Here is a 21,920-nt window from a genome sequence, read left to right as displayed (position 1 = left end):
TTGGCTGTAGAAGGAAGTTTCCTTTGTGCCGAATGGCTTTTTTGTCGATATTATCCGAATTTTGATGCAATTAGGAAAATAATGCTAGACAATTGAAATGCCTATTTGCTATTATTAACTCAATTGATTGATGTAATCTTATATGAGAGCATTATTATGCGAAGAACGCACGTAGTGAGCCTTAGGTGGCTGCTGGTGCGTTCTTTTTTTTATGCTCGGAGAGGAGTGGCGATGAACAGGAGAAGGAACATAGTTATAAGCTTGACGGCCGCAATGTTATCAGCATCCCTGGTGTACGGAATGTATAAGCTTCAGCGCATTCAAATTGAGCGGCAGGAAACGGTTGCAGTGCTTGTGCCAAAACGGTTTATCGCAGCAGGCGAGCGGCTGCAGAAGAGCGACTTGGAGTATAAGATGGTGCCCAACTCCGCCTTCATGCCTGAAATGCTAGTTGATACTGACTATGCCGCAGGGATGGAAACCGTCATACCTCTGGGCAAAGGCGAGCCGATTTTGGACTGGAAGGTGGATCGTTACTATTTGCAGCCCAAACGCACTGAATCGACATTTCAAATTCCGAAGGAGTATATCCGTTCGATTTCTAACGGAATTAGAGCAGGTGATAAAGTGCTGCTGTACGCTTCTGGAGACGGTTCTCCTTCCCAGCGCCTCTTTAAAGAAGCGGTCACCGTTGCATCGGTCAAAACATCAGGAAACGTAGAAATCGATAGTATTGAAAATCCGAATTTATTGTCATTGGCTGACGGGAATAAAGAGCAAATGTATGCGGCTAGGCGTGAAGCAAACGGAATGATTGAATATTTGAATTTAAATTTGTCGGAAGCGCAGTGGCTCCAAATTGACAGCTTGTGCAAAAATGGCGCTTTAAAGCTAGTCGTTGCTTACAGCCCGGAATCGCTTGATTTACTTGCTGAAGGGGAGGTCGGGGAGCCGTGAACGGTTCTAACGCGCCTCTCGCCGCCTTTATAGGCACGACCCCTAATATAGGAACGACTGCAGCTGCATTTGCAACGGCTTATCGGATAGCAGAAATAAGCGGTAAACCGATCGGATACTTATGTCTTAACCTGAAAAGTGCAAAGATACATCGTTATATCGGCGTTGATGAACCGGTAGTAACGCTGGATAAGCTTCGTCCCGAGCTTCGCTCGCATACGCTGACACCGGATAAGCTGCGCAGAGCGGCATATTCGGTACCGAAGCAGCCGAATTTGCATGTGCTGTTCGGTAATATTTTGAGAGACCAAGCAGAGTATTTCACTCCGGAGGAGGCGGATCACTTGCTTGCGGTTGCCGGGCAAGCCTTTGCATTCGTTGTGCTTGATGTTAGCGCGTATTGGGACAATGCAGCTACGATTTGTTCCATTCGCAGAGCCAGCTCGCGGATTCTTGTTACAACGTCAGCCCTGTCGCATTTTCAAGAGGACGGCCGGCGTTGGATTGGACAAGTATCTCCGATCTTCGGAGTTGCATCTGATCAATACGATTGCATCGTACTTAATTCACCCTGGAGAAATGGAGGCTATCACATGAAGCATATTTGTAAAGAGACGGGTACAACGGCACTCGGACAATTTCAACTAAGTGAACCAGTATTCAGCCAATTAGACAGTGGTACGTATGCAGAATGGTTGAACGCGGACGTAGAGGGCAAACAAGCGATGCGGACGCCTGCGAAAGCGCTCATGCAGCGCCACGGTATGCGCAGCATGACATCGTCCATTTCCGTTCAGCCCTGGTATCGTAAGCTGCTGAGTCACCGTAACGGTACAAGCTCTTGATGGCGCCGGAAAACCGATTTTCACCCTCGGAATTTGCGGCACAGATGGTATCGGAACGTGAGATTCGGGAGAATGAGCAGGCGCTGCCTGAGGGTGGGCCTTCAGGCAGCAGTGAATTTGGTCGGCTCGCAGATGATATAAGAACTTACTTAAGTTCTCCCCATGGGCTGGGCGAGGAAGAACGAAGACAGTACAGCGAGACGCTAAATCGCGCTGTGCTCGGGTTTGCGCAAGAGCGGGAGCAGGTGCTCGCGGTTATAACAGACCGTTTGATTAGACTTCGAATCCATGGACTCGCTAATTTGCAGCATCCGTATCAAACGCTGGCGGAGGCATTGTTCGCGGAAGTAATCGGCCTCAATGTCCTCGAGCTGGTACTTGTGAATAAGGAAGGGCTTGAAGAAATTCAAGTGGTCGGCGAACGGATTTTTATCGTTAAGGATGGGGTCACGGCACTTTCTGCTTACCGGTTTGATAGTGTTCGAGAGGTGGAGCGGATTCAACAAAATCTAGTTCTCTATAATAATGACCGCATTAATCCACGCAAGCGCTGGGCGGAAGTCATGCTGCGGGACGGCTCGCGGGTAACGATGACCGGCTTCGGCTTCACGGCTTGTCCAACCTTGACGATACGATTTTATACGGTGCGAAGCTTTAGCTTAGAGGCATTATGCTCTTCATTCTATAGGACGATGAATCACCATATACAACGGCTGCTTAGAGCCGTGTTGGCCGCAAGATTTAATCTTGTTATTATCGGGCCGACTAATTCCGGTAAAACGAATCTCATGAAGGCCTTAATAGCCGAGCTGCCCGATGAGGAGAGAATCATTACGATTGAAGGTCGATTCGAAATGATGCTCGGGCGGGATTTTCCAAACAAAAATGTGGTGGAATACGAGACGGAGGAAGAGGATCCTTATCACCGGTCGGATCAAGCCTTTAAGCTGGCGCTTAGGCAATCACCGCAGCGAATTATTCATGCCGAAATTCGGGATTTGGACGCCAATATTTATGTGCGTGCATGTACGAGGGGGCACTCCGGCAGTATGACGACTGTGCATGCCAACAGCCTTGAGGATGTGCCGGAAGCAATAACGGATATGTGCATGCTGGATGGCAGAGGGATGAATGCCGAACGATTGACGAAGCGGATCACACAATATGTAACTGAGGTTGGCATTGAAATGGGATATGTAAATGGACGTAGAGTTGTTAAGCGCATTGGAGAGCTGAGTTGGGAGGCTGGGCATGGGCAGACTCAGATCAGGGATTGGGTAAGGTTCGACGAGTCTTTGGGTGATTGGGTATATCCATCAGAGCCTTCACAGAAGGCAGCGGCACGAATGGCTTTTTACGGTGATGCTAATGAATAAGCTGTCGACAGCTGCAGCAGTAATCTTGCTGTTTTGGTTATTGTTTATCGTCCTTTATAACTTGTTCATTATTTGGTCGAAGGAACAGCATCTCAGGAGCCGGCTAATCTACCGGGCAAAATCAGGCTGGCGATACCGCGTGGCCGAACGATTCAAGCGATTCGAAAAGCTGTACAGGCATTTGTCTGAATTATTAGAAACGCTGCAGCTTAAGGTGACGTCAGGTGCCTTCGCAACTTTATCCGGATTGCTGCTGCTTGGAGGAGTCGTTGCGGGCGGTGTTTTCTTTCAAAGTGTAAAGGGCACTCTGCTATTCGGCGGGTTGCTTGGTTTCTTGCCTTATACGATTTTGAGGGCAATGCTCGTTCATCGCCGCATGCAGACACAAATGGACTTCTTGCCCGCTGTTGAGCTATTTTATCAATGCTATCTTGTCACCGGTGAACGTCAGGTTCGGGTTGCTTTACAGCGCACAGTCGAGGAGAGACGCCTGCTCGGTCCGATGCAATCGGTTTTTGAGCAGCTGTATCGCAACCTTTCGGTTCGCGGTGACGATGAAGCGAGCTTGAGACTGCTGGCGGCATCTCTTGGACATTTATGGGCTGATTATTTCGTTAATATTTTGAGGGTGGCACTCGTAGAGGGCGTTCCCATTTCCGGCAGCCTGAAGGAGCTGCTTTCAGACATGCGGAAGGCAAGGCGGGCTAATGAGCAGGAGAGAAACCGGCTGCTTGAGATCCGGGTAGCAAACTTCTCACCGGTGCTGTTCCTTGCTTTATTTATCGGAATCAATCTTCGTTATAACAAAGACAACTCGTACTACTATTACGTGGTTGATCCGCAGGGGCGAGAAATGCTGCTCAATGCAATGGTGCTTATTTTTGCTTCGTTTCTGATGGGATTGTGGCTGTCTCGCAAAAAAATGTGAATGGAGGACGAGGATGCACGAATGGACAGGAATGGCCGTCCGGATTGCCGTATTGGCAGGGCAATATGTTTTCGGTGCAGCTGCTATTTATGCCGTTCTGCAGCTGCTGCCGAGACGGCCTGCACGGTGGAAGCATCTGGCGTTTTTAAGCTGGAGAACAAGGCTTGTGCCGGATAAATGGCTGAGGCTGTTCCGTATTTCGAGGCAGAAGCCTTCTTTCGCGGAGCGGGAGCTGCTGCTTGCCGGTTGCGGTGTAACGGCGGATGCAGCATGGTATGTACTGGCTAGACGGCTGCTGCAAGGCTTCTTCTTTATTGGTGCGGTTTTGTTGGTGGCGCTGCTGCGGGTACATTTGAGTGAGCACATCCCCGTATCCTTTGTTTTGCCTGCGCCGCTTCTGTTCATGCTGGTGTATTGCGATTTGACATGGCTGCGCTCCATTCGTAAGGTTCGCGGATTGCAGATGACCAAAGAAATATTCGTAGTAAGCAATCAATTGCTTTATCTGTCTGATTCCTCGCTTCATATTCACGCAAAGCTGATGCGGTGCGTACCTTTCACGAGGCTGATGAGGGGGGATTTGGAACGGTTGCTGGCAGAATGGTATCACGATGCAGGAGGAGCGCTGCGGCGGTTCAAGCAGCGGATCGGTACCGATGAAGGGCTAAGCTTTGTCGAGACCCTTGATGCCATTCGGCTGCATGAAAGTGAGCAATATTACGAGCTGCTGCGGATAAGGATCGAAGACTACAAGGAGAAAATTGAGCTGGCCAAAGAAAGCCGCAAGGAATCAACCTCTTATTTCTTGTTTGTTATTGCGGGTATTCCGATTTTGTACACCTTCCAAGTATTTATTTATCCGTGGGTGCGAGAAGGCCAGAAGCTGTTTCAGTCGCTCAGCTGATTATAGAGAGCCGTTTGAATAATGGAAGGGAGGTGCTCGAATGCGTAACATTTTAATGACCGTCATGATGCTGGTTGTCGTTATCGTACTGTTCAATACAATCATCGCTAAAGATACGACAGGGACAAGAAGCCAAATCGAATCGCAAGGCAGTTCGGCAAACACGAAAATCGGTCAACTTCTGCCGTAATGTCCTCTTAAGGCAAATGGAAATGAGAGTGAGGTGCGGACTTGTGCGCGGTATACTCGTCTCGATGCTGCTCCTTATAACAGTCATATTCTTGTACCAAGCGGTTGCTGAAGGGGATGCGGGGATGAAGCGGCAAATACAAGGTGCGGGCGGAACGGTCAGTGAGCACATTCGGGGAATGAGTCCATGAAACAAATTTTAATATTCGTATTGTTTTCGGCGCTGCTTTGCTGGCTCATGTTCTCCCCTATTTATAAACATGTGCTCATCGTCAGGCAGGCCGTACTTCAGCAAGAGGTTGATTATTTGCTTGAAGTAGGTGCCAGCGGGAGCTACGGCTATATAAGCGATACGATGCAGGAGCAGTCACGCCAGCGGATGGCGCGGTTCGGGATGCAGCCTGACGAAATCCTCTTTGAGTTAACGACGACAAGCGGAGTTGATGCATCTAATCCCAGCGGTCCAGTGCCGCGCGGAACGGGCATATCGTTAACAATGAGCTATCCGTATGAAAACTTATTTGAAATTGATCGTTTAATCGGTTTAACACCGCCTTTGCCGAGCGAAAGGATGAGGGCTTTTGGAATGAAGATGAGCGAATATGTGCCTTAAGCGCAGGAGGCGGTTGAATCGATGTACAAGCTTTTGCTCATCGTAGTTATGATGTCGGTATGGATCTCGATTCATTTGCTGCAGATCGAGGAGGAGCTGGCGATGCAAACCTTGTTCCTAGGGAAGCACGCCGTCAATCGAGCCGTGCATGCGGCCGCGCAGCAGCTTGATCCGGAGGCGTTTGGCGACGGCCTGCTTCAAATAGCGCCAGATGCGGCGGCAGAAACGGCAGCCCGTTATTTGCGGGTTAATTTGAGGCTGGATGAGAATGGAATGCCTCTTTCAGATTCATTATTTAAACATCCAGTGGAAGTGGTTGTGTTCGAGGTCGTGAATGACGATCGCATCTTTCCCTATACTTACCGCAATGATACTTACCAATATGAGGTCACACTGCAGCGCCCGGGAGTCGTTATGATTGCGCATGTTATATACCCGCGCGCCTTTCAGCTGCTGGATTCAATTGAATGGCATATAAAGGGGGCGGCCGAGCTCGTTACAGGTTGACGAAAAATTGGAAAATTGGTGTAATAAGAGGAGGGAAATTGAAATCTAGGAGCTGATCCTCGAGATTATGAACATAACAGCGGATATTCCTGCCGGGCTCGTGCGGCAACGGATTGAACGTCTGCAGGAAGCGATGCAGACGGAGCATATAGACGCATTTCTTATTACCCAAAATATCGACTTATATTATTTCAGCGGGTCCATGCAGAATGGATATCTCTTTATTCCGAGCACCGGCGAAGCTACCTTTTACGTTAGGCGCAGCTTTGAACGGGCGAAGCTGGAGACTGCGGTTCGGGTAGCGGAGCTTGGTGTTTTTCGTCATTTTGGGCAGACTCTGCTTCATGATTATCCATCTTTATTCCGTGACGGGGTGGAGCTGCGAATTGCAGCCGATCTGGATGTTCTTCCAGCCCAGACGTTTCATAAGCTCTCGGAGCTGCTTGGAGCATCGGGTCGCTGCTCGCTTATTGACGGATCCGCCCACATCCGCAGGCTGCGAATGATAAAGGATCCATTGGAAATCAGCAGAATCGAAGCAGCCGCAGAGGTTGTTGCCGAAGCGCTCAATGAATCGCTGAATGAGCTGCGTGAGGGTGTCAGCGAGCTTGCTTGGATGGCTCGCGTTGAATATGAATTACGCATCCGCGGTCATATCGGTCAAATGCGTATGCGCGGCTATAATCAGGAAATTACGACCGGAATGGTCATTTCGGGAGCAGCCGCGGCCGTTCCAACTTATTTTGACGGTCCGGCTGGTGGCCTTGGCCTTGGAGCAGCTTCGCCGCAAAGCGTCAGCAGATCGATTGTAAAGCGGAATGAGCCGATATTAATCGATATCGGCTGCTGCATCGATGGTTATGTCATTGACCAGACTCGAACGGCTGTGATTGGGGAGTTGCCCGTCACGCTAAAGCATGCGTATGAAGTTTCTGAATCGATTATCCTGGCAACGGAGCAGCGTATGGTTCCCGGCACCCTATGTTCGAAGCTATATGAGGAAGCACTCGCGAGCTGCGCCGCTTCAGGGCTGTCGGATCATTTTATGGGCTATGGGGCGGATCAAGCAAAGTTTTTGGGTCATGGCATCGGACTTGAGATAGACGAATGGCCCGTGCTCGCCAAAGGCTTTCATATACCGCTGGAGCCAGGCATGGTAATAGCCGTAGAACCAAAATTCACGTTTCCGGGACAAGGCGTAGTTGGCATAGAGAACAGCTATCTTATTACGGAGCATGGTGCCAAAGCGTTGACACGTTCAAAAGCGGAGCTTATAGTGCTGCCTTAAATGAATGAAGGAGATGGGTTAATGGATCGGCAGTTAACGAAAAGGCTTCATCGCGACTATATCAAGGTGTATCGGATAAGCGATCTTATATCACACGGGATATTTCTAATCTTTATAATCGCCTACTTCATTTTCGCGGCATGGAAGGATTGGACTTTGGTACCCGGATGGATCGCATTGTCTATTTTTTGCATCACGTTCATATTGTTTACTTGGATCATACCGCATATGAAGTATGCGAGATTTCAATATGAGCTGTTTGACGATGAGCTGGAAATTCAATCCGGACTTATCTTTATGAGCAATGTACTCGTCCCGATGGTTCGCGTCCAGCATGTCGAGCTGGAAAGCGGACCGTTGATGCGTAAATTTGACCTTGCGAGCGTATCGATCGTTACGGCTGCGACTACGCACCGCATAAGCGGTCTGAAACAGTCGGAGGCACAGCAGCTGAAGCGGAGAATCGGCATTCTTGCTAAGGTGGATGATCAGGATGAGTGAACGCCGAAAGCTTCATCCTGTTTATATTCTGTTCGGACTGCTGAACACGATTCAAGGGTTTATCCCTTTTATTTTAATTGCACTATTTAAAGGCATTGACTGGTCAGAGCTGCGTTGGTATTGGTATGCAGGCGTTGCGGCAGCTGCGGTCAGTATTTTGTTATTTAGCTTTCTAGAGTGGAAGAAATTCGGGTTTTGGCTGGAGGAAGACCGAATTATTATTCGGAAGGGCCTGCTGTTCCGCGATGAGAAGACTATTTATTACGGCCGCATCCATTCGGTTAATGTAGAGCAGCCGCTCATCCAGCGTCTGCTCGGGGTAGCGCAGGTGAAAATTGAGACGCCTGGAGGCAACAAGAAAGCAGATGGGGTTTTGCCTGCACTTTCTGTAAAAGAAGCTACCCAAATTCAGCTTATGCTAAGAGGGCAAGCGAAAGCGAGCGTTCAGCCGGAGAATCAGCTGCAGACAACTTTAAAGGTAGAATCAGATGTGAAACCGCTAGCTCAGATGAACTACCCGGCTTTTAATCCGGTAATAACAACTGAATTTCAACTCAATACGCCAGCATTTCGTCTTAATACGGCTCAGCTGCTTCAGGCTGCTGCGACTTCAATGAATTTTGGACTAGTGGCCGCATTTATAGCAGGCTTGTATTCACTGGCAGACGATTTTATTGATCAACTGCTCCCCGAGCATTTTTTTGAGACGGTCGTTGAAGATTCCGTAAGCTTGATGCCAAGCTATATAATCATTGCGTTTATCATTGTGTTAGGTCTGGGATTTGCCTGGCTGCTCTCGATCGTTCTGTACATACTGAAGTACAGCGGCTTTACGGTTAGAAGAGACGGCGCGCAAATATCGGTTTCCTATGGCTTGCTCGAGAAAAAAACACATGTATTTGATCCGAAAAAAGTGCAGGCAGTCATTATAAAAGAAGGCCTTCTGCGTCAAACAATCGGTTACGCGGAAGTTCAGCTCCAGGTTATTTCGTCGGATAAGAAGGAGCAGCTTATGCTGCATCCATTCGTGAAACGATCGGATGTGCACAAGGTGCTAAGGGCTTTCGTTCCGCAGGTGAAGCTCCCTTCAAATGACGAATTGACGGGCGCGCCGAATCGGGCGTTACTCTATTACGTTAGAATTGAACTAATGATAACGATAGCTGTATGCATGGCGCTGATCGTACTCTTGAATGCTGACGGCTTGTGGTCGCTGCTGCTCATTCCGATCGTCGTTTGGTGGAGGAGAAGCTGCTACAAAGCTGCCGGCTTGAAGCTCGAAGACGGTCAGCTAACGCTCCGGCGCAGGTTCATATCACGATCAACCTATTTGATCCGTCGGCCGCAAATCGTTACGATGCGGGTGAACCGCACGACCCAGCAGCAGCGCAGGAAGCTGCTTACTCTTTCGGTCCATGCGATGGGCAGTCCGTTTGATTACCGGGTTTCTTGTATGGATCAAGCGGATGTGCTGCCGATATGGCAATGGTACAGCCGCAGCAAACAATAGAATAGAAGCTTCACTTCAACAACTGCAGGTGGGAATGACGCTCCTGCAGTTGTTTTTTGCAACTATTAAAAAAGTTTTTTACACCAATGAACGAAACAAGAAGTTTAACCGTCTTAGCTATAACATCAACAACATGAAGGGGGCATTCACGCTCGTGCAAGACGAGACGATACTGATCAAGCAGGCGATTCGCGGCGATTCGCGAGCGCTCTCCGAACTGCTGCGCCAACACTATTCTTTTTTGTATCAATACGTCCTGAAGGTAACGATGAACAAAGCCCGCGCAGAGGATGTCACGCAAGAGACAATGCTCAAGGCCATTGAGAAAATATCGACGTTCCAAGGGAAAGCAAAATTTTCGACTTGGCTCATTACTATCGCATCCAGGCTTGTCGTTGACCGGATCAGACGAAATGAGCGGGAGAAGCAGTGGCTGCAGGAGGAGCAGTCGCTGCGGGCCATGCGCTACGACACGCTGCAGCGGATGAATGAATGGCCGGAAGCACTTCAGGCACTAGGTGAATTGCATAGCGATATTCGGATACCAGTGCTCCTCAAGTATTATTACGGCTACGCGCAGGAGGAAATTTCCACTATGCTGGACATTCCGGTAGGAACGGTAAAATCGAGGCTGCATAACGGGTTAAAGCAGCTGCGGAAGGAGCTTACGGAGCATGAAGAAGCATAAAACGGAAAATGGCGATCAGCAATGGTTCGATAATCAGATCGGTAAAGCGGTGAAACGGTTTGATGACGTTCACGAGCCGTCCGTGCCTGAGCTGCATGCATTCGAACAGCTGGTGCATGAGCATAAGCGCGAGGTGAAGCGGAAGCTATGGAAGGAGCTCATGCTGTTCTGGTTAGCGGCATGCTTCATTTTTGGTTTCATGATGTGGATAGTGGACCGTAACTGGGTATGGTTCGCTGTCTTTCAATCCGCTATTGCAGCAGGAGGAATCGTATTTGCCGGTATGACGTTTGGCAAAAGGGTGGGGCGCGAATGGAACAGGTAATCCGCGAATCGGTTTGGTTTTGGGTGCTGCTCGCGTCAGTTCTGATTACACAATCGACTTGGTTGTTCATTGATGCGCGCAAGCGGAACAGCATGCCTTGGTTTTGGGGCATATGGGGATTAATCCAAGTTCCGATGCCGCTAATCTTTTATTTTATTTTTGTCCGAAGCGGGTGGTTCCGGCGAGGAAAAGGTTGATTTTATGAACGGCCCTGCAGTTGATTAACGATGCCGATCCGTAAAGTTCTCTCTCCCGATTGGACACCGCTACTATTTTTTAGTAGGATAGTAGTGATAGAATCAGCGGCGAAGAAATAGGAGTTGAGGACGATGCTACAATTAGGTACAAAGGTCGTCATAGTGGCTGACCAATATGAACAAAACCTTCCCATTGGGGAATATGGTTATATAATTGCTTACGACCGTAATGCGGATAATGTATTTGATTATGTACTTCGTGTACCGACGGCTAACCGTAACTTCCTTATACCGGATGAAGATGTTGAGCTCGAAGAGGTGCTCATTCAGGATGAGGTTGACCGTATAGAGCGAGAGGCGCTTATCGATTTTGCGCTCGCGACGCATAACGAGGAACTGTTCAAGCGCATTATGAACGGTGACGACCCGGAGCCCGAACCGGAAAATGCAGCCAAGGAACCGCTCAGCCAAGCGGATTTTATACGCCAGGTTAATTTGAAGGCATGGATTTAGCTGCTCGAAGACGTATAGAGGACCGTCCTGTCAGTCATTGCGATGACGAAGGACGGCCTTTTTACATTTTCGATTACATTGATGTTAGCCGTATATGTAAGCTATAATAGGAAGAATGATTACCGGGAGTAAAGCTTACTTAGCCGGTTTTGCTTCGGAACACTTAAGTTAGATGCTTACGAAGCGAGATTTGCTGCACAAAACTTTTAGAAAGGACGATATACCGATGAGCATTACAACCAAGGATGTTGAGCATGTCGCCAATTTGGCGCGGCTCGAGCTGTCTGATTCGGAGAAATCACAGTTTACGGAGCAGCTCAATGCTATTTTGAAATATGCGGAAAAGCTGAATAGTCTGGATACCGATAATGTCGAACCGACGAGCCATGTGCTGCCGATTACGAATGTTATGCGGGAGGATGAAGAGCGCCCGTCGCTTCCGATCGAGAAGGTGCTGCTAAATGCGCCTGATGAAGAAGATGGACAAATTAAAGTGCCAGCGGTGCTTGAATAATAAGAATGGGTTTTATTTGAAGGGAGGAACTACTGTTGGCACTGTTTGATTTGCGCCTGCAGGATGTACATAACAAGCTTAACAACAAGGAGCTATCCGTCTCCGAGCTGGTTAGCGCATCGTATGCGAGAATTGCGGAAACTGAGCCTGCTATTAAGGCTTTTATTTCATTAAATGAGGAGAACGCACGCCTGCAGGCTTCTGAACTGGACAAGCTGTTGCAAGAAGGCGGAGAACGCGGTCTGCTGTTTGGTTTGCCTGCGGGTATTAAGGATAATATTGTGACGGAAGGGTTGCTTACGACTTGCGCGAGCCAGTTCTTAAGCAATTATAATCCGATCTATGACGCAACTGCGGTTCGTAAATTGAAGGCGGCGCAATCGGTTACGATTGGAAAGCTAAATATGGATGAATTCGCAATGGGCGGCTCGAACGAGAACTCAAGCTTCTATCCGACCCGTAACCCTTGGAATACGGAATACGTGCCAGGAGGTTCAAGCGGCGGTTCGGCAGCATCTGTGGCTGCGGGACAAGTATATTTCTCGCTTGGCTCTGACACTGGCGGATCGATTCGTCAACCGGCTGCTTATTGCGGTATCGTTGGACTTAAGCCGACCTACGGCCTCGTTTCGCGCTTTGGACTTGTCGCTTTTGCTTCTTCACTGGATCAAATCGGTCCGCTTACGAAAAATGTTGAGGACTCGGCTTATGTTCTTCAGGCGATTGCCGGTTATGATGCAGGCGACTCAACCTCTGCAAATGTTGACATTCCTGATTACACATCCGCATTAACAGGTGATGTTAAGGGGCTGCGCATCGGCGTCCCGAAGGAATATCTTGGAGAGGGTATCGATCCTCGCGTAAAAGAAGCAGTCCTGAAAGCCCTTGCTGTCTACGAATCGCTGGGCGCAACATGGGAAGAAGTATCGCTGCCGCATACCGAATATGCCATTGCTACCTATTATTTGCTTGCTTCTTCAGAAGCATCCTCGAACCTGGCCCGCTTTGACGGCGTACGCTACGGCGTTCGGGCGGACAACCCGTCCAACCTGATCGATTTGTACCGCAAATCGCGCAGCCATGGCTTCGGCCCCGAGGTGAAGCGCCGGATTATGCTTGGCACATACGCGCTTAGCTCCGGTTACTATGATGCTTATTACTTGAAAGCACAGAAGGTGCGGACACTTATTAAGCAGGATTTTGATCAAGTATTCAGCCAATATGATCTGATTATCGGCCCAACGGCGCCGACACCGGCATTCCGCATCGGGGAGCAGGTTGGCGATCCGCTGACGATGTATTTGAACGATATTTGTACTATACCGGTTAGCTTAGCAGGCATTCCTGCGATTAGCATTCCATGCGGTTCCGCTGAAGGCTTGCCGATCGGGCTGCAAATTATCGGCAAACCGTTCGACGAATCGACGGTGCTGCGCGCCGCTCATGCGTTCGAGCAGAATACCGAGCATCATAAACAACGTCCGCAGCTATAAGCGGTTATATACGTTTACGAAGGGATCGATACGAATGTCTGAACCGAATAAATACGAAACGGTGGTCGGACTGGAAGTCCATGTGGAGCTGCATACGAATAGTAAAATCTTTTGCGGTTGTTCAACGGCTTTTGGCGCCCCGCCGAATACCCATACTTGTCCAATCTGTCTTGGGCACCCCGGCGTGCTGCCGGTACTGAACCGCCAAGCGGTAGAATATGCGATGAAAGCGGCAATGGCTATCAATTGCCAAATCGCCGATGTCAGCAAATTTGACCGTAAAAATTATTTCTATCCTGATTCGCCAAAGGCGTACCAAATTTCGCAATACGATCAACCGATCGGCGAAAATGGCTGGATCGACATTGAAGTGAACGGCGAGACGAAACGAATTGGTATTACCCGACTGCATCTTGAAGAAGATGCGGGTAAACTGACACACGTAGACGGCGGCTATGCGTCGCTTGTCGATTTTAACCGCGTTGGTACGCCGCTGATCGAAATCGTATCGGAGCCGGATATTCGTACGCCGGAGGAAGCAAAAGCTTACCTTGAGAAGCTGAAGGCGATCATGCAATATTGCGACGTATCCGATGTGAAGATGGAAGAAGGAAGCTTGCGCTGTGATGCGAATATTAGTCTTCGTCCGTACGGTCAGAAGGAATTCGGTACACGGGCAGAGCTAAAAAATATGAACTCCTTCCGGGGCGTTCAGCGCGGTCTCGAGTATGAGCAGTTCCGTCAAGCGGAAATTCTTGATAGCGGCGGAGAGGTTGTCCAGGAGACGCGCAGGTTCGACGATACGCTAGGCAAGTCGTTCTCGATGCGCGGTAAGGAAGAAGCGCATGACTACCGTTACTTCCCGGACCCGGATCTCGTCAGGCTTCATATAAGCGAAGAGTGGAAGGAAAGCATCCGTTCAACTATTCCAGAATTGCCGGATGCCCGCAAAGCACGTTATACAGCTGATTACAGCCTGCCTTCCTATGATGCTGAAGTCATTACTTCCTCGAAGAAACTTGCTGATTTCTTCGAAGAAAGTCTCTCGTATACAAAGGATGCCAAAGCGGTTTCCAACTGGATCATGGGCGATCTTCTCGGGTATTTGAATGCGAACGGTCAGGAAATAACGGATGTGAAAATTACCGGTCAAGGGCTGGGCGAAATGATCGGCTTGCTTGAGAAAGGCACGATCAGCGGTAAAATCGCAAAAACCGTATTTAAAGCAATGCTCGAGACGGGCAAGCTCCCGCAGCAAATCGTTGAAGAGCAAGGGCTCGTTCAAATTAGCGATGAAGGCGCGATATTATCGATTGTCAATCAAATTGTCGAAGCGAACCCGCAATCCGTAGAGGATTACAGAGCAGGCAAAGAAAAGGCAATTGGTTTCCTTGTCGGTCAAATTATGAAAGAAACCAAAGGTAAAGCAAATCCGGCACTCGTTAATAAGCTGCTGTTAGAGCGGTTAAAATAAACACAGCTGCAAGTGAAGACGCGGTTCATCGTAGCGATGAGACGCGTCTTCATTTATTTTCAATAATGGCTAGTGGACTTGTAGGATCTATTCGCTGCATACAATTATGTTACAATAACGTATAGAGAAAGGTCGGGATAACACGATGATGAACACACCAATTAATGATCCATGGTACATTAGTGAGCTGCAAATTCTGCTCCGGCTGCTTCTCGCTTTATTGTTAGGCGGTCTTATCGGATTCGAACGGGAATCATCCAATCATGCGGCCGGCTTGCGCACGAATATACTTGTCTGCTTAGGCTCTTGCTTGCTTATGCTGCTTTCGATGTATGGTTTTGCTGCCTTTGTCGACGAGCCGAATGTAAGGGTTGATCCCGCTCGTCTTGCGGCCGCAGTCATTACCGGCATCGGTTTCCTCGGCGCAGGCACGATATTGTTTACCGGCAAATCGATTACAGGACTAACGACGGCTGCCTCTTTATGGGTTGTATCTGCAATTGGATTAGCAGTTGGAGCGGGTTTTTATTTCGCTTCCGCAATAACGACTTTTATGGTACTTCTTACCTTATGGGCTTTTAACAAGCTGGAGAAGAGATATCTCAGCGCCAAGAAAGAGTATCTGCTCAAAATAAAAGCTAATGATTTATCGCAAGCCTTACGCAGCATTAACGGGTTTATGTCAGAGCGGAAAATTTTGATCCGAAAAATGCTGTTGGAGGAGTGCGAGGATGAGGGAAATGCAGGTCAAGTCATACTACAGATCTATGTGACATTACCGAAATCGGAAGCACTTCTCTCGATACTCGATCAATTAAAGCATTTGGAGGGTGTACGTTGGGTAAGCTCGGAATAAAACGAAAAAAAAGCAGGCTGCTTGCAGTACTTTTCGCCTTTCTGATGCCGGGTGCTGGCCACATGTATACGGGGCAACATCCGAAAGGCTTGCTGTTAATAGCCTCTTTTTTGCTTGATTTAACGGCAATCGTACGTCTTGCGGATTCTGATGGCGGCAGACATTTGCTCCTCATCGTTTATTTAGGTATTATGCTTCCCGTTTTTTATTTTATAAGTGTATTTGATTCCCTCCAAAGCATGGAAGTGGAAGATGACAGTCCAGTTCCGTTAGGCCTTATACACGGTATATTACTTTTGTTCGCAGGTACGATCATGCTCATATTGTTGAAGCCGCCTGAAGTCATTTTGCCATGGATGAATGAGCTGGCTGAGCTGTGTGTAGGCCCAATTATTATAGTTACTGCAGTATTGCTGCTTCGTTTACGGAAAGGAACGGTGTCAATGTATAAGCTGGGGAGATTTACTGCAGCGGCGCTAGTCCTCACGGTCGGTGCATTGCTGCTGTGGGATCAAATACAAGGCCGTAACGATATTTCGCTGCTTGGACAATGGTGGCCTGTCCTATTTATTTTACTTGGCATAGAAATTATATTGTTTAGTTTAAAGTTCAGAGGAATGGAAAAAAAGCTCCGACTTGACATTGTAGGCGGAATGATTGCGTTAGTTATTACCACGACCGCATATGTCGTTACGCAGTATGCCGATATTCCATTTCGTTGGCTTGATCAATTTAATGTCGACTTGAACGGTACGGCGGAGTATGGGGAAGAGAAAGGCTTTCGTTTTGACAAAGCTGTAATAAAAGTTCCTCTGGACGAATCGGCTTCTCTTATTCGAGTTGTAAATCCGAATGGACAAGTTACAATCCGATCAGCGGATGTACAGGAAATTGAACTTCAAACTGCCGTATGGGTTGATTTAACGGAAGAATCCGAAGCTGAAACGGTTGCCGAACAGTCAACAGTTAAGATAACTCCCGGTAATGAGGTAACTCTTGAAGCAAAAGGGCAAGCCTACGGCGCTAATGGAGGCAGAAAGCCGAGAATGAACATGATAGTTACGGTGCCTCTGTCCATGTCAGACCAATTAGAGGCAGAGGAAACGACGCTAATCGAATCGACATTGCCGGTTTATTCGGTAACACAGAACGATCAGAAGATGCATATAAATACTGAAGTGCGAATTGATCCGGATACTGGGTTAGAGACAGAGCTTGAATCGACACCTGAAGCCCAGCTGGAGCAGAAGCCAGCCGTGAAGTTGAAAGTGGAATCCGGAAACGGACCTGTAGAAGTTATGGGATTAACGTTACATGGCGGGCTTGAGATAAAGAGCAACAGCGGGCTTGTAACAATCGGGAACATAAACGGTCCAGTGTCCGTAAAAGGAAATAATGGCGGCATACATGTGAATGCCATTACAGGAGACAGCAATCTCGAAACAAAGAATGGAACGATAACCGCTGCTGCGGTCCAAGGGAAGCTCTATGCAAATACGCTTAACGGCAGCTTGGAAATAAAACAAATTGAAGGTGACATCGAAGCTGAGACGAAGAACGGTAAAATTAAAATCGACGGCGCCGGAGCATCGGTAAAGGCGGATACCCTTAATGGCAGTATAGAGCTAAACAGCGGCACGGTTGGGGGCGACTGGGATTTGGACAGCTCGATTGGCGAAATAAAGCTTTCGATGCCCGAGGACGGTAATTTCACTATTTACGGATCGGTAACTTTCGGTAATATCACAACCGAGCTGCCGTTAGAAGCAAGCAAGAAAACAATAAGAGGCACAATGGGTGAAGGTACTTTCCGTGTTCAAATTAATGCAACGAACAGCATTGCGATCAAGCGATATCGGCCTTCCTAAAAAGGCGCTTTCATTGACAAATTCTTAAACTAGAACGTACAATAGTTTTAACTACATTGAAAGGCGTGAGGGGAATGGGAGCCAACGTTAACTTAGCACTTGAGCAACTGAAGATGAATGGCGTCCGAATGACCCCGCAACGTCACGCCATATTAAGCTACTTGATGGACTCCATGTCACACCCTACAGCAGATGAAATTTATAAAGCGCTCTCTCCAACTTATCCGAGCATGAGCGTAGCTACGATATATAACAATCTGCGATTGTTTGTTGAAGCTGGCTTATTGCGTGAATTGACTTATGGCGATGATTCAAGTCGTTTTGATTCGGATTTATCCGATCATTACCATGCCATCTGCAAAAATTGCGGGCAAATCGTCGATTTTGACTATCCGCCATTGCTTGAGGTGGAAAAAGCTGCGTCTCGAGTGACGGGCTTCGTAGTCGAAGGACATCGAATGGAAATATATGGCTTGTGCTCGAACTGTAATGTAACAACGAAGTAAACGGCCATAAGCCTACATGAACGTGCTGGGAAGCGATTAAACGCTAATCCGCACGTTTTTTATTAATGACAACAATTGCATGCTAGCATACAGGAGAGTGATGACTTGGAAACGATGTACAACCGGGCACCGCGCCGGAGACGCGGCCGAGGTGTTCGGAGCATGTTGTTTTTGTTTATTGTTGCAGCTATTGCTTCTATGGGTTGGTTTGGATATATGCGGTTTATACCAAATAGTGAAATGGTTGATCCAATATATAAGTCAGAATATCCGATCATGGTTCATGGTATGGAAGCCGAGCAAGGGGCAGTTATAGATAATAATGAAGTGAAGCTGCCGCTAAACGTGCTTCAGCAGGTGCTTGGACAGGACAAGCCTATCCGGTATGAGCCGGAATCCGGTTCGATTATTTTTACGACAGCCAATAAAGTGCTTCATCTGAAGACAGACTCCTTGACAGCCACCATTAACCAGAAGCCCTATGACTTAACGGTTACTGCTGAGACGTCAAACGGTACCGTTTATATTCCTTCAGCGCCGCTCGAAGAACTGTACGGCATTAAGGTGGAATTCGTAGAGGATACAGGCATTGTGACCCTCTTGTCAGCCGGGGATACGATACAGCTAGCTGAAGCAACGCCGGAAAAAGGAGCGGCGCTGCGAACTGAAGCGACGATTCGGGCTCCTTTTATAGAAAACATTCCTCAGACGAGTACCGTACGAATTTGGAAGGAACAGAACGGCTGGCTTCTTGTGCAGAGCGCAAGCGGAAGAGTCGGATTTATTAACAAAACAGATGTAAAGCTCACCACGATTGATCAAGTGCCTGAGCCTGTTCGTGAACCAGCCTTTATTGCTTGGAAGGTACTGGGTAATAAAATTAATATGACTTGGGAAGCAGTGTATGATCAAAAAATAGATACGGCCCAAATTGGACCGATGCAAGGTGTGAATGTAGTTAGTCCGACTTGGTTTGAATTGGCAGACGATAATGGGACGATTAAAGGGAAAGCTGATCCTGCTTATGTGAAATGGACGCATCAGCAAGGATTGCAAATATGGGCATTGTTTAGCAATAACTTTGAGCCTGATCGAACGACGAAGGCATTGGCAACAGTCGAGACACGATTTTCTATGATCCAACAGCTCCTTGCTTTTGCTGAAGTGTACGGCTTGCAAGGTATTAATATCGATTTTGAAAATGTTCACACTTCCGATAAAGAAAACTTTGTACAGTTTGTCAGAGAGCTTACACCGCTCCTGCACGAGCAAGGACTAGTTGTTTCAATTGATGTAACTCCAAAATCGAACAGTGAAATGTGGTCGTTATTTCTTGATCGAGCAGCGCTGGGCAGTGTCGTAGATTATATGATGGTCATGGCATACGATGAGCACTGGGCATCAAGTCCGAAATCAGGCTCAGTTGCTTCCTTACCATGGACGGAAAGCTCGATCGTACGTATTATGGAGGAGGACGGCGTGCCTGCGAGTAAGCTCATTCTTAGTATGCCCCTATATACACGAATTTGGACGGAGAAAAAGGGTACTGACGGCAAAGTTGCTGTAACCTCTAAAGCGGTTGGTATGGATAAAGTGAAGGGAATTATCTCTGAGAAGAAGCTAAAACCTGTACTCGATGCTGCCGCTGGACAAAATTATGTCGAGTATACGGAGGGCGGAGCGCTAAACCGAATTTGGATAGAGGATGATGTATCGATGCAAGCGCGTGTAGCAATCGTCCGAAAGTATGATTTAGCCGGAGTTGCCACGTGGCAGCGATCATTCCAAACAAAATCTATATGGAAGACCATTGATGACGCTATGAAGAAAAGGCCATAATTTTTTTTATTACAATAAATTGATTCATGAATAATAAGAGAACGCCCCTTCCGATTAATTAATATGGAAGGGGCGTTCATTGTTTTATGTTAGTTATTCAGATGGACTTTGCGTTGCTTGAGCAGGATCTAACGTAAGCATTGTTTTACAGAACATGCAGCGATCGGTTTTTCCAAGCATTTTGGTTTGACGTCCACATTCCGGACATTGCAGCATCGTAGCGCTCGTGGACATCATGCCAGCCCAGAAATACACGGCAACGCTAATGAGCAAGGAGATCATGCCGATAACCATGAAGATAGCTGCAATGATTTTTCCTGCTTGTCCCCAGAAAACGATACCGGCGGTACCGAGTATCATAACACCCATACCTACGAGGGTGAAAACAAGCCCCCAGAGACGGAACTCATTAATTTTAGCAGATTTAAAGAAAATTTTGTTCATGCGTCCAAACCCTTCCTATGACTAATGACTTATGAAATTGAGACTGTTTTTCTACGGCAGTAAGCAGGAATGTGCCTCTGACTTGTCGAAAAAGAATTAATCTGTAGATTATTATAGCTTAATAAAATGGGATTAGCTATATGGAGGAACTAGTGGAACATATAAATGCACGCATCGCAAGCAGCTATCGAGGACAGCCTGATTTAATCGGTTTAGCTGTTATAGAAAATCCATATCCTTACAATCCACTCATTGATGGATTGGATTTGTTAGTACTCGTTATAATGAAGAAAGACATCGCTCTTAATGAAACGGAGCATGTACGACTCGACGGCAAGCGGGTATTAATACGTACGATTGATCCGAATAGTTTGAACGAATGGGTATCAGGCGGAGAAAATCGTAATATTATTGAGTGGCTAGTGCGGGGGGAGATTTTAGTGGATCGCGACGGCTATTTGAACGGTGTGCGTGAACGTCTTCTTCAGTTTCCGACTTCTATGCGGGAGCAAAAGCAGTTTACAGAGTTTGCTGGTTTCTTAAGGACCTATTTGCAAGCAAAGCAGGACCTATTGGACGGCAATTTGCTGGATGCATACAGTCATGTGCTCACGGCACTTCATCATTGGGCTCACATTGTACTTATAGAAGAAGGACGTCATCCAGAGCTTACCGTATGGAAACAGTTGAAACGCGTTCATCCCGGCATATATAAGCTTTATGAGGAGTTAACCGTCAGTCCCGAGACACTAGAGCAAAGGGTGCAGCTAGTTATGTTGGGGTGTGAGTTCTCCGTAATGAATAAAATGAAATCTAGCTGCTCCTTGTTGTTTGATATATTGGCAAGTCGTGAGGAACCATGGAGTATTGCGGAATTACAGTCGCATTCCTCTATAAACGTATTGCATGTTGATTTGTCGCTAGTTCTGCAAAAGCTGGTGATGCGGGAATACATTCGCGAAGTTGCTGTTATGCCTGAGTCAGGTGATATAGGAGCGCTGGAGCTACGGTATATGATCGCGAATTAAATCTATTTAGGAAAGAAGCGGTTGCTTTGCTCTCATTTTGAAGAGCAGACAATCGCTTCTTTTATTAAATAAACAAAACGAAAAAACATGCTTGACGTAAATGAGGGCCGTATGATACATTAGAACTCGCCGCTTTTGCAGGATGCTTAAAACACTCAATCGACAAACTAAAAAAAATGTCGAATGACGAAAAAAAGTGCTTGCAATGAGATAGGCAAATGTGATATATTATAAAAGTCGCCGATGAGAAACACACGGTTGACGCGAAAGAAAAGATTGTTCTTTGAAAACTGAACAACGAGTAAAAACTGCCCCGCAAATCCTAACGGATGAGCGGAAAAAGCGATAAAAAGTATTGAGCAATCAAACACCAATTTGGAGAGTTTGATCCTGGCTCAGGACGAACGCTGGCGGCGTGCCTAATACATGCAAGTCGAGCGGATCTTGTCCTTCGGGATAAGGTTAGCGGCGGACGGGTGAGTAACACGTAGGTAACCTGCCCGTAAGACTGGGATAACATTCGGAAACGAATGCTAATACCGGATACACAGCTTGGT

25 protein-coding genes and 1 rRNA gene are annotated in these 21,920 nt (G+C 47.5%); 25 read left to right on the top strand and 1 reads right to left on the bottom strand.

The features are described 5' to 3' along the window. Nucleotides 1-231: 231 nt before the first annotated feature. From DFP97_RS18765 to DFP97_RS18665, 23 genes are all read left to right on the top strand, one after another. Nucleotides 232-957 (top strand): SAF domain-containing protein, encoded by a 726-nt coding sequence (locus tag DFP97_RS18765; RefSeq protein WP_114381731.1) that lies wholly within the window; start codon nt 232-234, stop codon nt 955-957. Next, nucleotides 954-1,802 (top strand): CpaE/TadZ family protein, encoded by an 849-nt coding sequence (locus DFP97_RS18760; RefSeq protein ID WP_114381730.1) that lies wholly within the window; start codon nt 954-956, stop codon nt 1,800-1,802. Before DFP97_RS18765 ends, DFP97_RS18760 begins: the two co-directional genes overlap by 4 nt. A 44-nt stretch (nt 1,803-1,846) precedes the next feature. Further along, nucleotides 1,847-3,178, top strand: a complete 1,332-nt coding sequence (locus DFP97_RS18755) for an ATPase, T2SS/T4P/T4SS family (protein WP_245976422.1) — start codon at nt 1,847-1,849, stop codon at nt 3,176-3,178. Further along, nucleotides 3,171-4,106, top strand: a complete 936-nt coding sequence (locus DFP97_RS18750; protein ID WP_114381728.1) for a type II secretion system F family protein — start codon at nt 3,171-3,173, stop codon at nt 4,104-4,106. Before DFP97_RS18755 ends, DFP97_RS18750 begins: the two co-directional genes overlap by 8 nt. Nucleotides 4,107-4,119: 13 nt before the next feature. After that, the gene (locus tag DFP97_RS18745; RefSeq protein ID WP_245976420.1) at nt 4,120-5,010 is read left to right on the top strand and encodes a hypothetical protein; all 891 of its coding nucleotides are present in this window, start codon (nt 4,120-4,122) and stop codon (nt 5,008-5,010) included. 40 nt (nt 5,011-5,050) lie between these two features. Further along, nucleotides 5,051-5,200, top strand: a complete 150-nt coding sequence (locus tag DFP97_RS30810; protein WP_181873579.1) for a hypothetical protein — start codon at nt 5,051-5,053, stop codon at nt 5,198-5,200. A 22-nt stretch (nt 5,201-5,222) separates the two neighbouring features. Further along, the gene (locus DFP97_RS30805; protein ID WP_220271169.1) at nt 5,223-5,390 is read left to right on the top strand and encodes a hypothetical protein; all 168 of its coding nucleotides are present in this window, start codon (nt 5,223-5,225) and stop codon (nt 5,388-5,390) included. Next, entirely contained in the window at nt 5,387-5,812 is a 426-nt protein-coding gene (locus tag DFP97_RS18740; protein ID WP_114381727.1) for a hypothetical protein, read from the top strand. Before DFP97_RS30805 ends, DFP97_RS18740 begins: the two co-directional genes overlap by 4 nt. Nucleotides 5,813-5,833: 21 nt before the next feature. Further along, nucleotides 5,834-6,319: a hypothetical protein gene (locus DFP97_RS18735; RefSeq protein ID WP_114381726.1), complete on the top strand. Its 486-nt coding sequence runs from the start codon at nt 5,834-5,836 to the stop codon at nt 6,317-6,319. A 67-nt stretch (nt 6,320-6,386) separates the two neighbouring features. Continuing rightward, nucleotides 6,387-7,607, top strand: coding sequence for a M24 family metallopeptidase (locus tag DFP97_RS18730; protein WP_114381725.1), 1,221 nt, complete (start codon nt 6,387-6,389; stop codon nt 7,605-7,607). Nucleotides 7,608-7,628: 21 nt separating this feature from the next. Next, nucleotides 7,629-8,108, top strand: coding sequence for a PH domain-containing protein (locus DFP97_RS18725; protein ID WP_114381724.1), 480 nt, complete (start codon nt 7,629-7,631; stop codon nt 8,106-8,108). Continuing rightward, nucleotides 8,101-9,618 (top strand): PH domain-containing protein, encoded by a 1,518-nt coding sequence (locus tag DFP97_RS18720; RefSeq protein ID WP_181873577.1) that lies wholly within the window; start codon nt 8,101-8,103, stop codon nt 9,616-9,618. The genes DFP97_RS18725 and DFP97_RS18720 overlap by 8 nt, the downstream gene beginning before the upstream one ends. Further along, entirely contained in the window at nt 9,542-10,306 is a 765-nt protein-coding gene (gene sigY / locus DFP97_RS18715) for an RNA polymerase sigma factor SigY (protein ID WP_245976418.1), read from the top strand. Before DFP97_RS18720 ends, sigY begins: the two co-directional genes overlap by 77 nt. Next, nucleotides 10,293-10,631, top strand: a complete 339-nt coding sequence (locus DFP97_RS18710; RefSeq protein WP_114381722.1) for a YxlC family protein — start codon at nt 10,293-10,295, stop codon at nt 10,629-10,631. Before sigY ends, DFP97_RS18710 begins: the two co-directional genes overlap by 14 nt. Then, nucleotides 10,619-10,828, top strand: a complete 210-nt coding sequence (locus DFP97_RS18705) for a sigmaY antisigma factor component (protein ID WP_114381721.1) — start codon at nt 10,619-10,621, stop codon at nt 10,826-10,828. The genes DFP97_RS18710 and DFP97_RS18705 overlap by 13 nt, the downstream gene beginning before the upstream one ends. 132 nt (nt 10,829-10,960) lie before the next feature. After that, a complete protein-coding gene (locus DFP97_RS18700) occupies nt 10,961-11,341 on the top strand; it encodes an ATPase (RefSeq protein ID WP_114381720.1) in 381 nt (126 codons plus the stop codon). Between the two features lie 226 nt (nt 11,342-11,567). Beyond that, nucleotides 11,568-11,855 (top strand): Asp-tRNA(Asn)/Glu-tRNA(Gln) amidotransferase subunit GatC, encoded by a 288-nt coding sequence (gene gatC, locus DFP97_RS18695; RefSeq protein ID WP_114381914.1) that lies wholly within the window; start codon nt 11,568-11,570, stop codon nt 11,853-11,855. A gap of 35 nt (nt 11,856-11,890) precedes the next feature. Beyond that, nucleotides 11,891-13,348: an Asp-tRNA(Asn)/Glu-tRNA(Gln) amidotransferase subunit GatA gene (gene gatA / locus DFP97_RS18690; protein WP_114381719.1), complete on the top strand. Its 1,458-nt coding sequence runs from the start codon at nt 11,891-11,893 to the stop codon at nt 13,346-13,348. 34 nt (nt 13,349-13,382) lie between these two features. Next, on the top strand, nt 13,383-14,822 hold the full coding sequence (gatB, locus tag DFP97_RS18685; RefSeq protein WP_114381718.1) for an Asp-tRNA(Asn)/Glu-tRNA(Gln) amidotransferase subunit GatB: 1,440 nt from the start codon (nt 13,383-13,385) through the stop codon (nt 14,820-14,822). A 148-nt stretch (nt 14,823-14,970) separates the two neighbouring features. Further along, nucleotides 14,971-15,678 (top strand): MgtC/SapB family protein, encoded by a 708-nt coding sequence (locus DFP97_RS18680; protein ID WP_245976445.1) that lies wholly within the window; start codon nt 14,971-14,973, stop codon nt 15,676-15,678. After that, on the top strand, nt 15,660-17,546 hold the full coding sequence (locus tag DFP97_RS18675) for a DUF4097 family beta strand repeat-containing protein (protein WP_114381717.1): 1,887 nt from the start codon (nt 15,660-15,662) through the stop codon (nt 17,544-17,546). The genes DFP97_RS18680 and DFP97_RS18675 overlap by 19 nt, the downstream gene beginning before the upstream one ends. A 74-nt stretch (nt 17,547-17,620) precedes the next feature. Continuing rightward, the gene (gene perR, locus DFP97_RS18670; protein WP_114381716.1) at nt 17,621-18,052 is read left to right on the top strand and encodes a peroxide-responsive transcriptional repressor PerR; all 432 of its coding nucleotides are present in this window, start codon (nt 17,621-17,623) and stop codon (nt 18,050-18,052) included. Nucleotides 18,053-18,166: 114 nt separating this feature from the next. Further along, nucleotides 18,167-19,891: a glycosyl hydrolase family 18 protein gene (locus DFP97_RS18665; RefSeq protein WP_245976443.1), complete on the top strand. Its 1,725-nt coding sequence runs from the start codon at nt 18,167-18,169 to the stop codon at nt 19,889-19,891. Nucleotides 19,892-19,984: 93 nt separating this feature from the next. On the opposite strand, the gene DFP97_RS18660 is transcribed toward DFP97_RS18665, so the two are convergent. Next, nucleotides 19,985-20,326 carry a YgzB family protein gene (locus DFP97_RS18660; protein ID WP_181873594.1) on the bottom strand — a complete coding sequence of 114 codons (342 nt, stop codon included), beginning with the start codon at nt 20,324-20,326 and terminating at the stop codon, nt 19,985-19,987. Between the two features lie 161 nt (nt 20,327-20,487). Between DFP97_RS18660 and DFP97_RS18655 the strand changes: the two genes are divergently transcribed. Further along, complete coding sequence (locus DFP97_RS18655; protein ID WP_245976411.1) at nt 20,488-21,363, top strand: nucleotidyltransferase-like protein; 876 nt, start codon at nt 20,488-20,490, stop codon at nt 21,361-21,363. A gap of 372 nt (nt 21,364-21,735) precedes the next feature. Next, nucleotides 21,736-21,920, top strand: a 16S ribosomal RNA gene (locus DFP97_RS18650); the annotation flags it as partial.

The sequence above is a fragment of the Paenibacillus prosopidis genome (genome assembly GCF_003337375.1).
In the GTDB taxonomy this organism is placed as follows: domain Bacteria; phylum Bacillota; class Bacilli; order Paenibacillales; family Paenibacillaceae; genus Pristimantibacillus; species Pristimantibacillus prosopidis.
This window is presented reverse-complemented; position numbering and strand designations above follow the sequence as displayed.

What these genes read in the sequence shown, in the direction of transcription:
- DFP97_RS18765 (WP_114381731.1), top strand. Translation starts at nt 232, where the DNA reads ATGAACAGGAGAAGGAACATAGTTATAAGCTTGACGGCCGCAATGTTA.
- DFP97_RS18755 (WP_245976422.1), top strand. Translation starts at nt 1,847, where the DNA reads ATGGTATCGGAACGTGAGATTCGGGAGAATGAGCAGGCGCTGCCTGAG.
- DFP97_RS18750 (WP_114381728.1), top strand. Translation starts at nt 3,171, where the DNA reads ATGAATAAGCTGTCGACAGCTGCAGCAGTAATCTTGCTGTTTTGGTTA.
- DFP97_RS18745 (WP_245976420.1), top strand. Translation starts at nt 4,120, where the DNA reads ATGCACGAATGGACAGGAATGGCCGTCCGGATTGCCGTATTGGCAGGG.
- DFP97_RS30810 (WP_181873579.1), top strand. Translation starts at nt 5,051, where the DNA reads ATGCGTAACATTTTAATGACCGTCATGATGCTGGTTGTCGTTATCGTA.
- DFP97_RS30805 (WP_220271169.1), top strand. Translation starts at nt 5,223, where the DNA reads ATGAGAGTGAGGTGCGGACTTGTGCGCGGTATACTCGTCTCGATGCTG.
- DFP97_RS18740 (WP_114381727.1), top strand. Translation starts at nt 5,387, where the DNA reads ATGAAACAAATTTTAATATTCGTATTGTTTTCGGCGCTGCTTTGCTGG.
- DFP97_RS18735 (WP_114381726.1), top strand. Translation starts at nt 5,834, where the DNA reads ATGTACAAGCTTTTGCTCATCGTAGTTATGATGTCGGTATGGATCTCG.
- DFP97_RS18730 (WP_114381725.1), top strand. Translation starts at nt 6,387, where the DNA reads ATGAACATAACAGCGGATATTCCTGCCGGGCTCGTGCGGCAACGGATT.
- DFP97_RS18725 (WP_114381724.1), top strand. Translation starts at nt 7,629, where the DNA reads ATGGATCGGCAGTTAACGAAAAGGCTTCATCGCGACTATATCAAGGTG.
- DFP97_RS18720 (WP_181873577.1), top strand. Translation starts at nt 8,101, where the DNA reads ATGAGTGAACGCCGAAAGCTTCATCCTGTTTATATTCTGTTCGGACTG.
- DFP97_RS18710 (WP_114381722.1), top strand. Translation starts at nt 10,293, where the DNA reads ATGAAGAAGCATAAAACGGAAAATGGCGATCAGCAATGGTTCGATAAT.
- DFP97_RS18705 (WP_114381721.1), top strand. Translation starts at nt 10,619, where the DNA reads ATGGAACAGGTAATCCGCGAATCGGTTTGGTTTTGGGTGCTGCTCGCG.
- DFP97_RS18700 (WP_114381720.1), top strand. Translation starts at nt 10,961, where the DNA reads ATGCTACAATTAGGTACAAAGGTCGTCATAGTGGCTGACCAATATGAA.
- gatC (WP_114381914.1), top strand. Translation starts at nt 11,568, where the DNA reads ATGAGCATTACAACCAAGGATGTTGAGCATGTCGCCAATTTGGCGCGG.
- gatB (WP_114381718.1), top strand. Translation starts at nt 13,383, where the DNA reads ATGTCTGAACCGAATAAATACGAAACGGTGGTCGGACTGGAAGTCCAT.
- DFP97_RS18680 (WP_245976445.1), top strand. Translation starts at nt 14,971, where the DNA reads ATGAACACACCAATTAATGATCCATGGTACATTAGTGAGCTGCAAATT.
- perR (WP_114381716.1), top strand. Translation starts at nt 17,621, where the DNA reads ATGGGAGCCAACGTTAACTTAGCACTTGAGCAACTGAAGATGAATGGC.
- DFP97_RS18665 (WP_245976443.1), top strand. Translation starts at nt 18,167, where the DNA reads ATGTACAACCGGGCACCGCGCCGGAGACGCGGCCGAGGTGTTCGGAGC.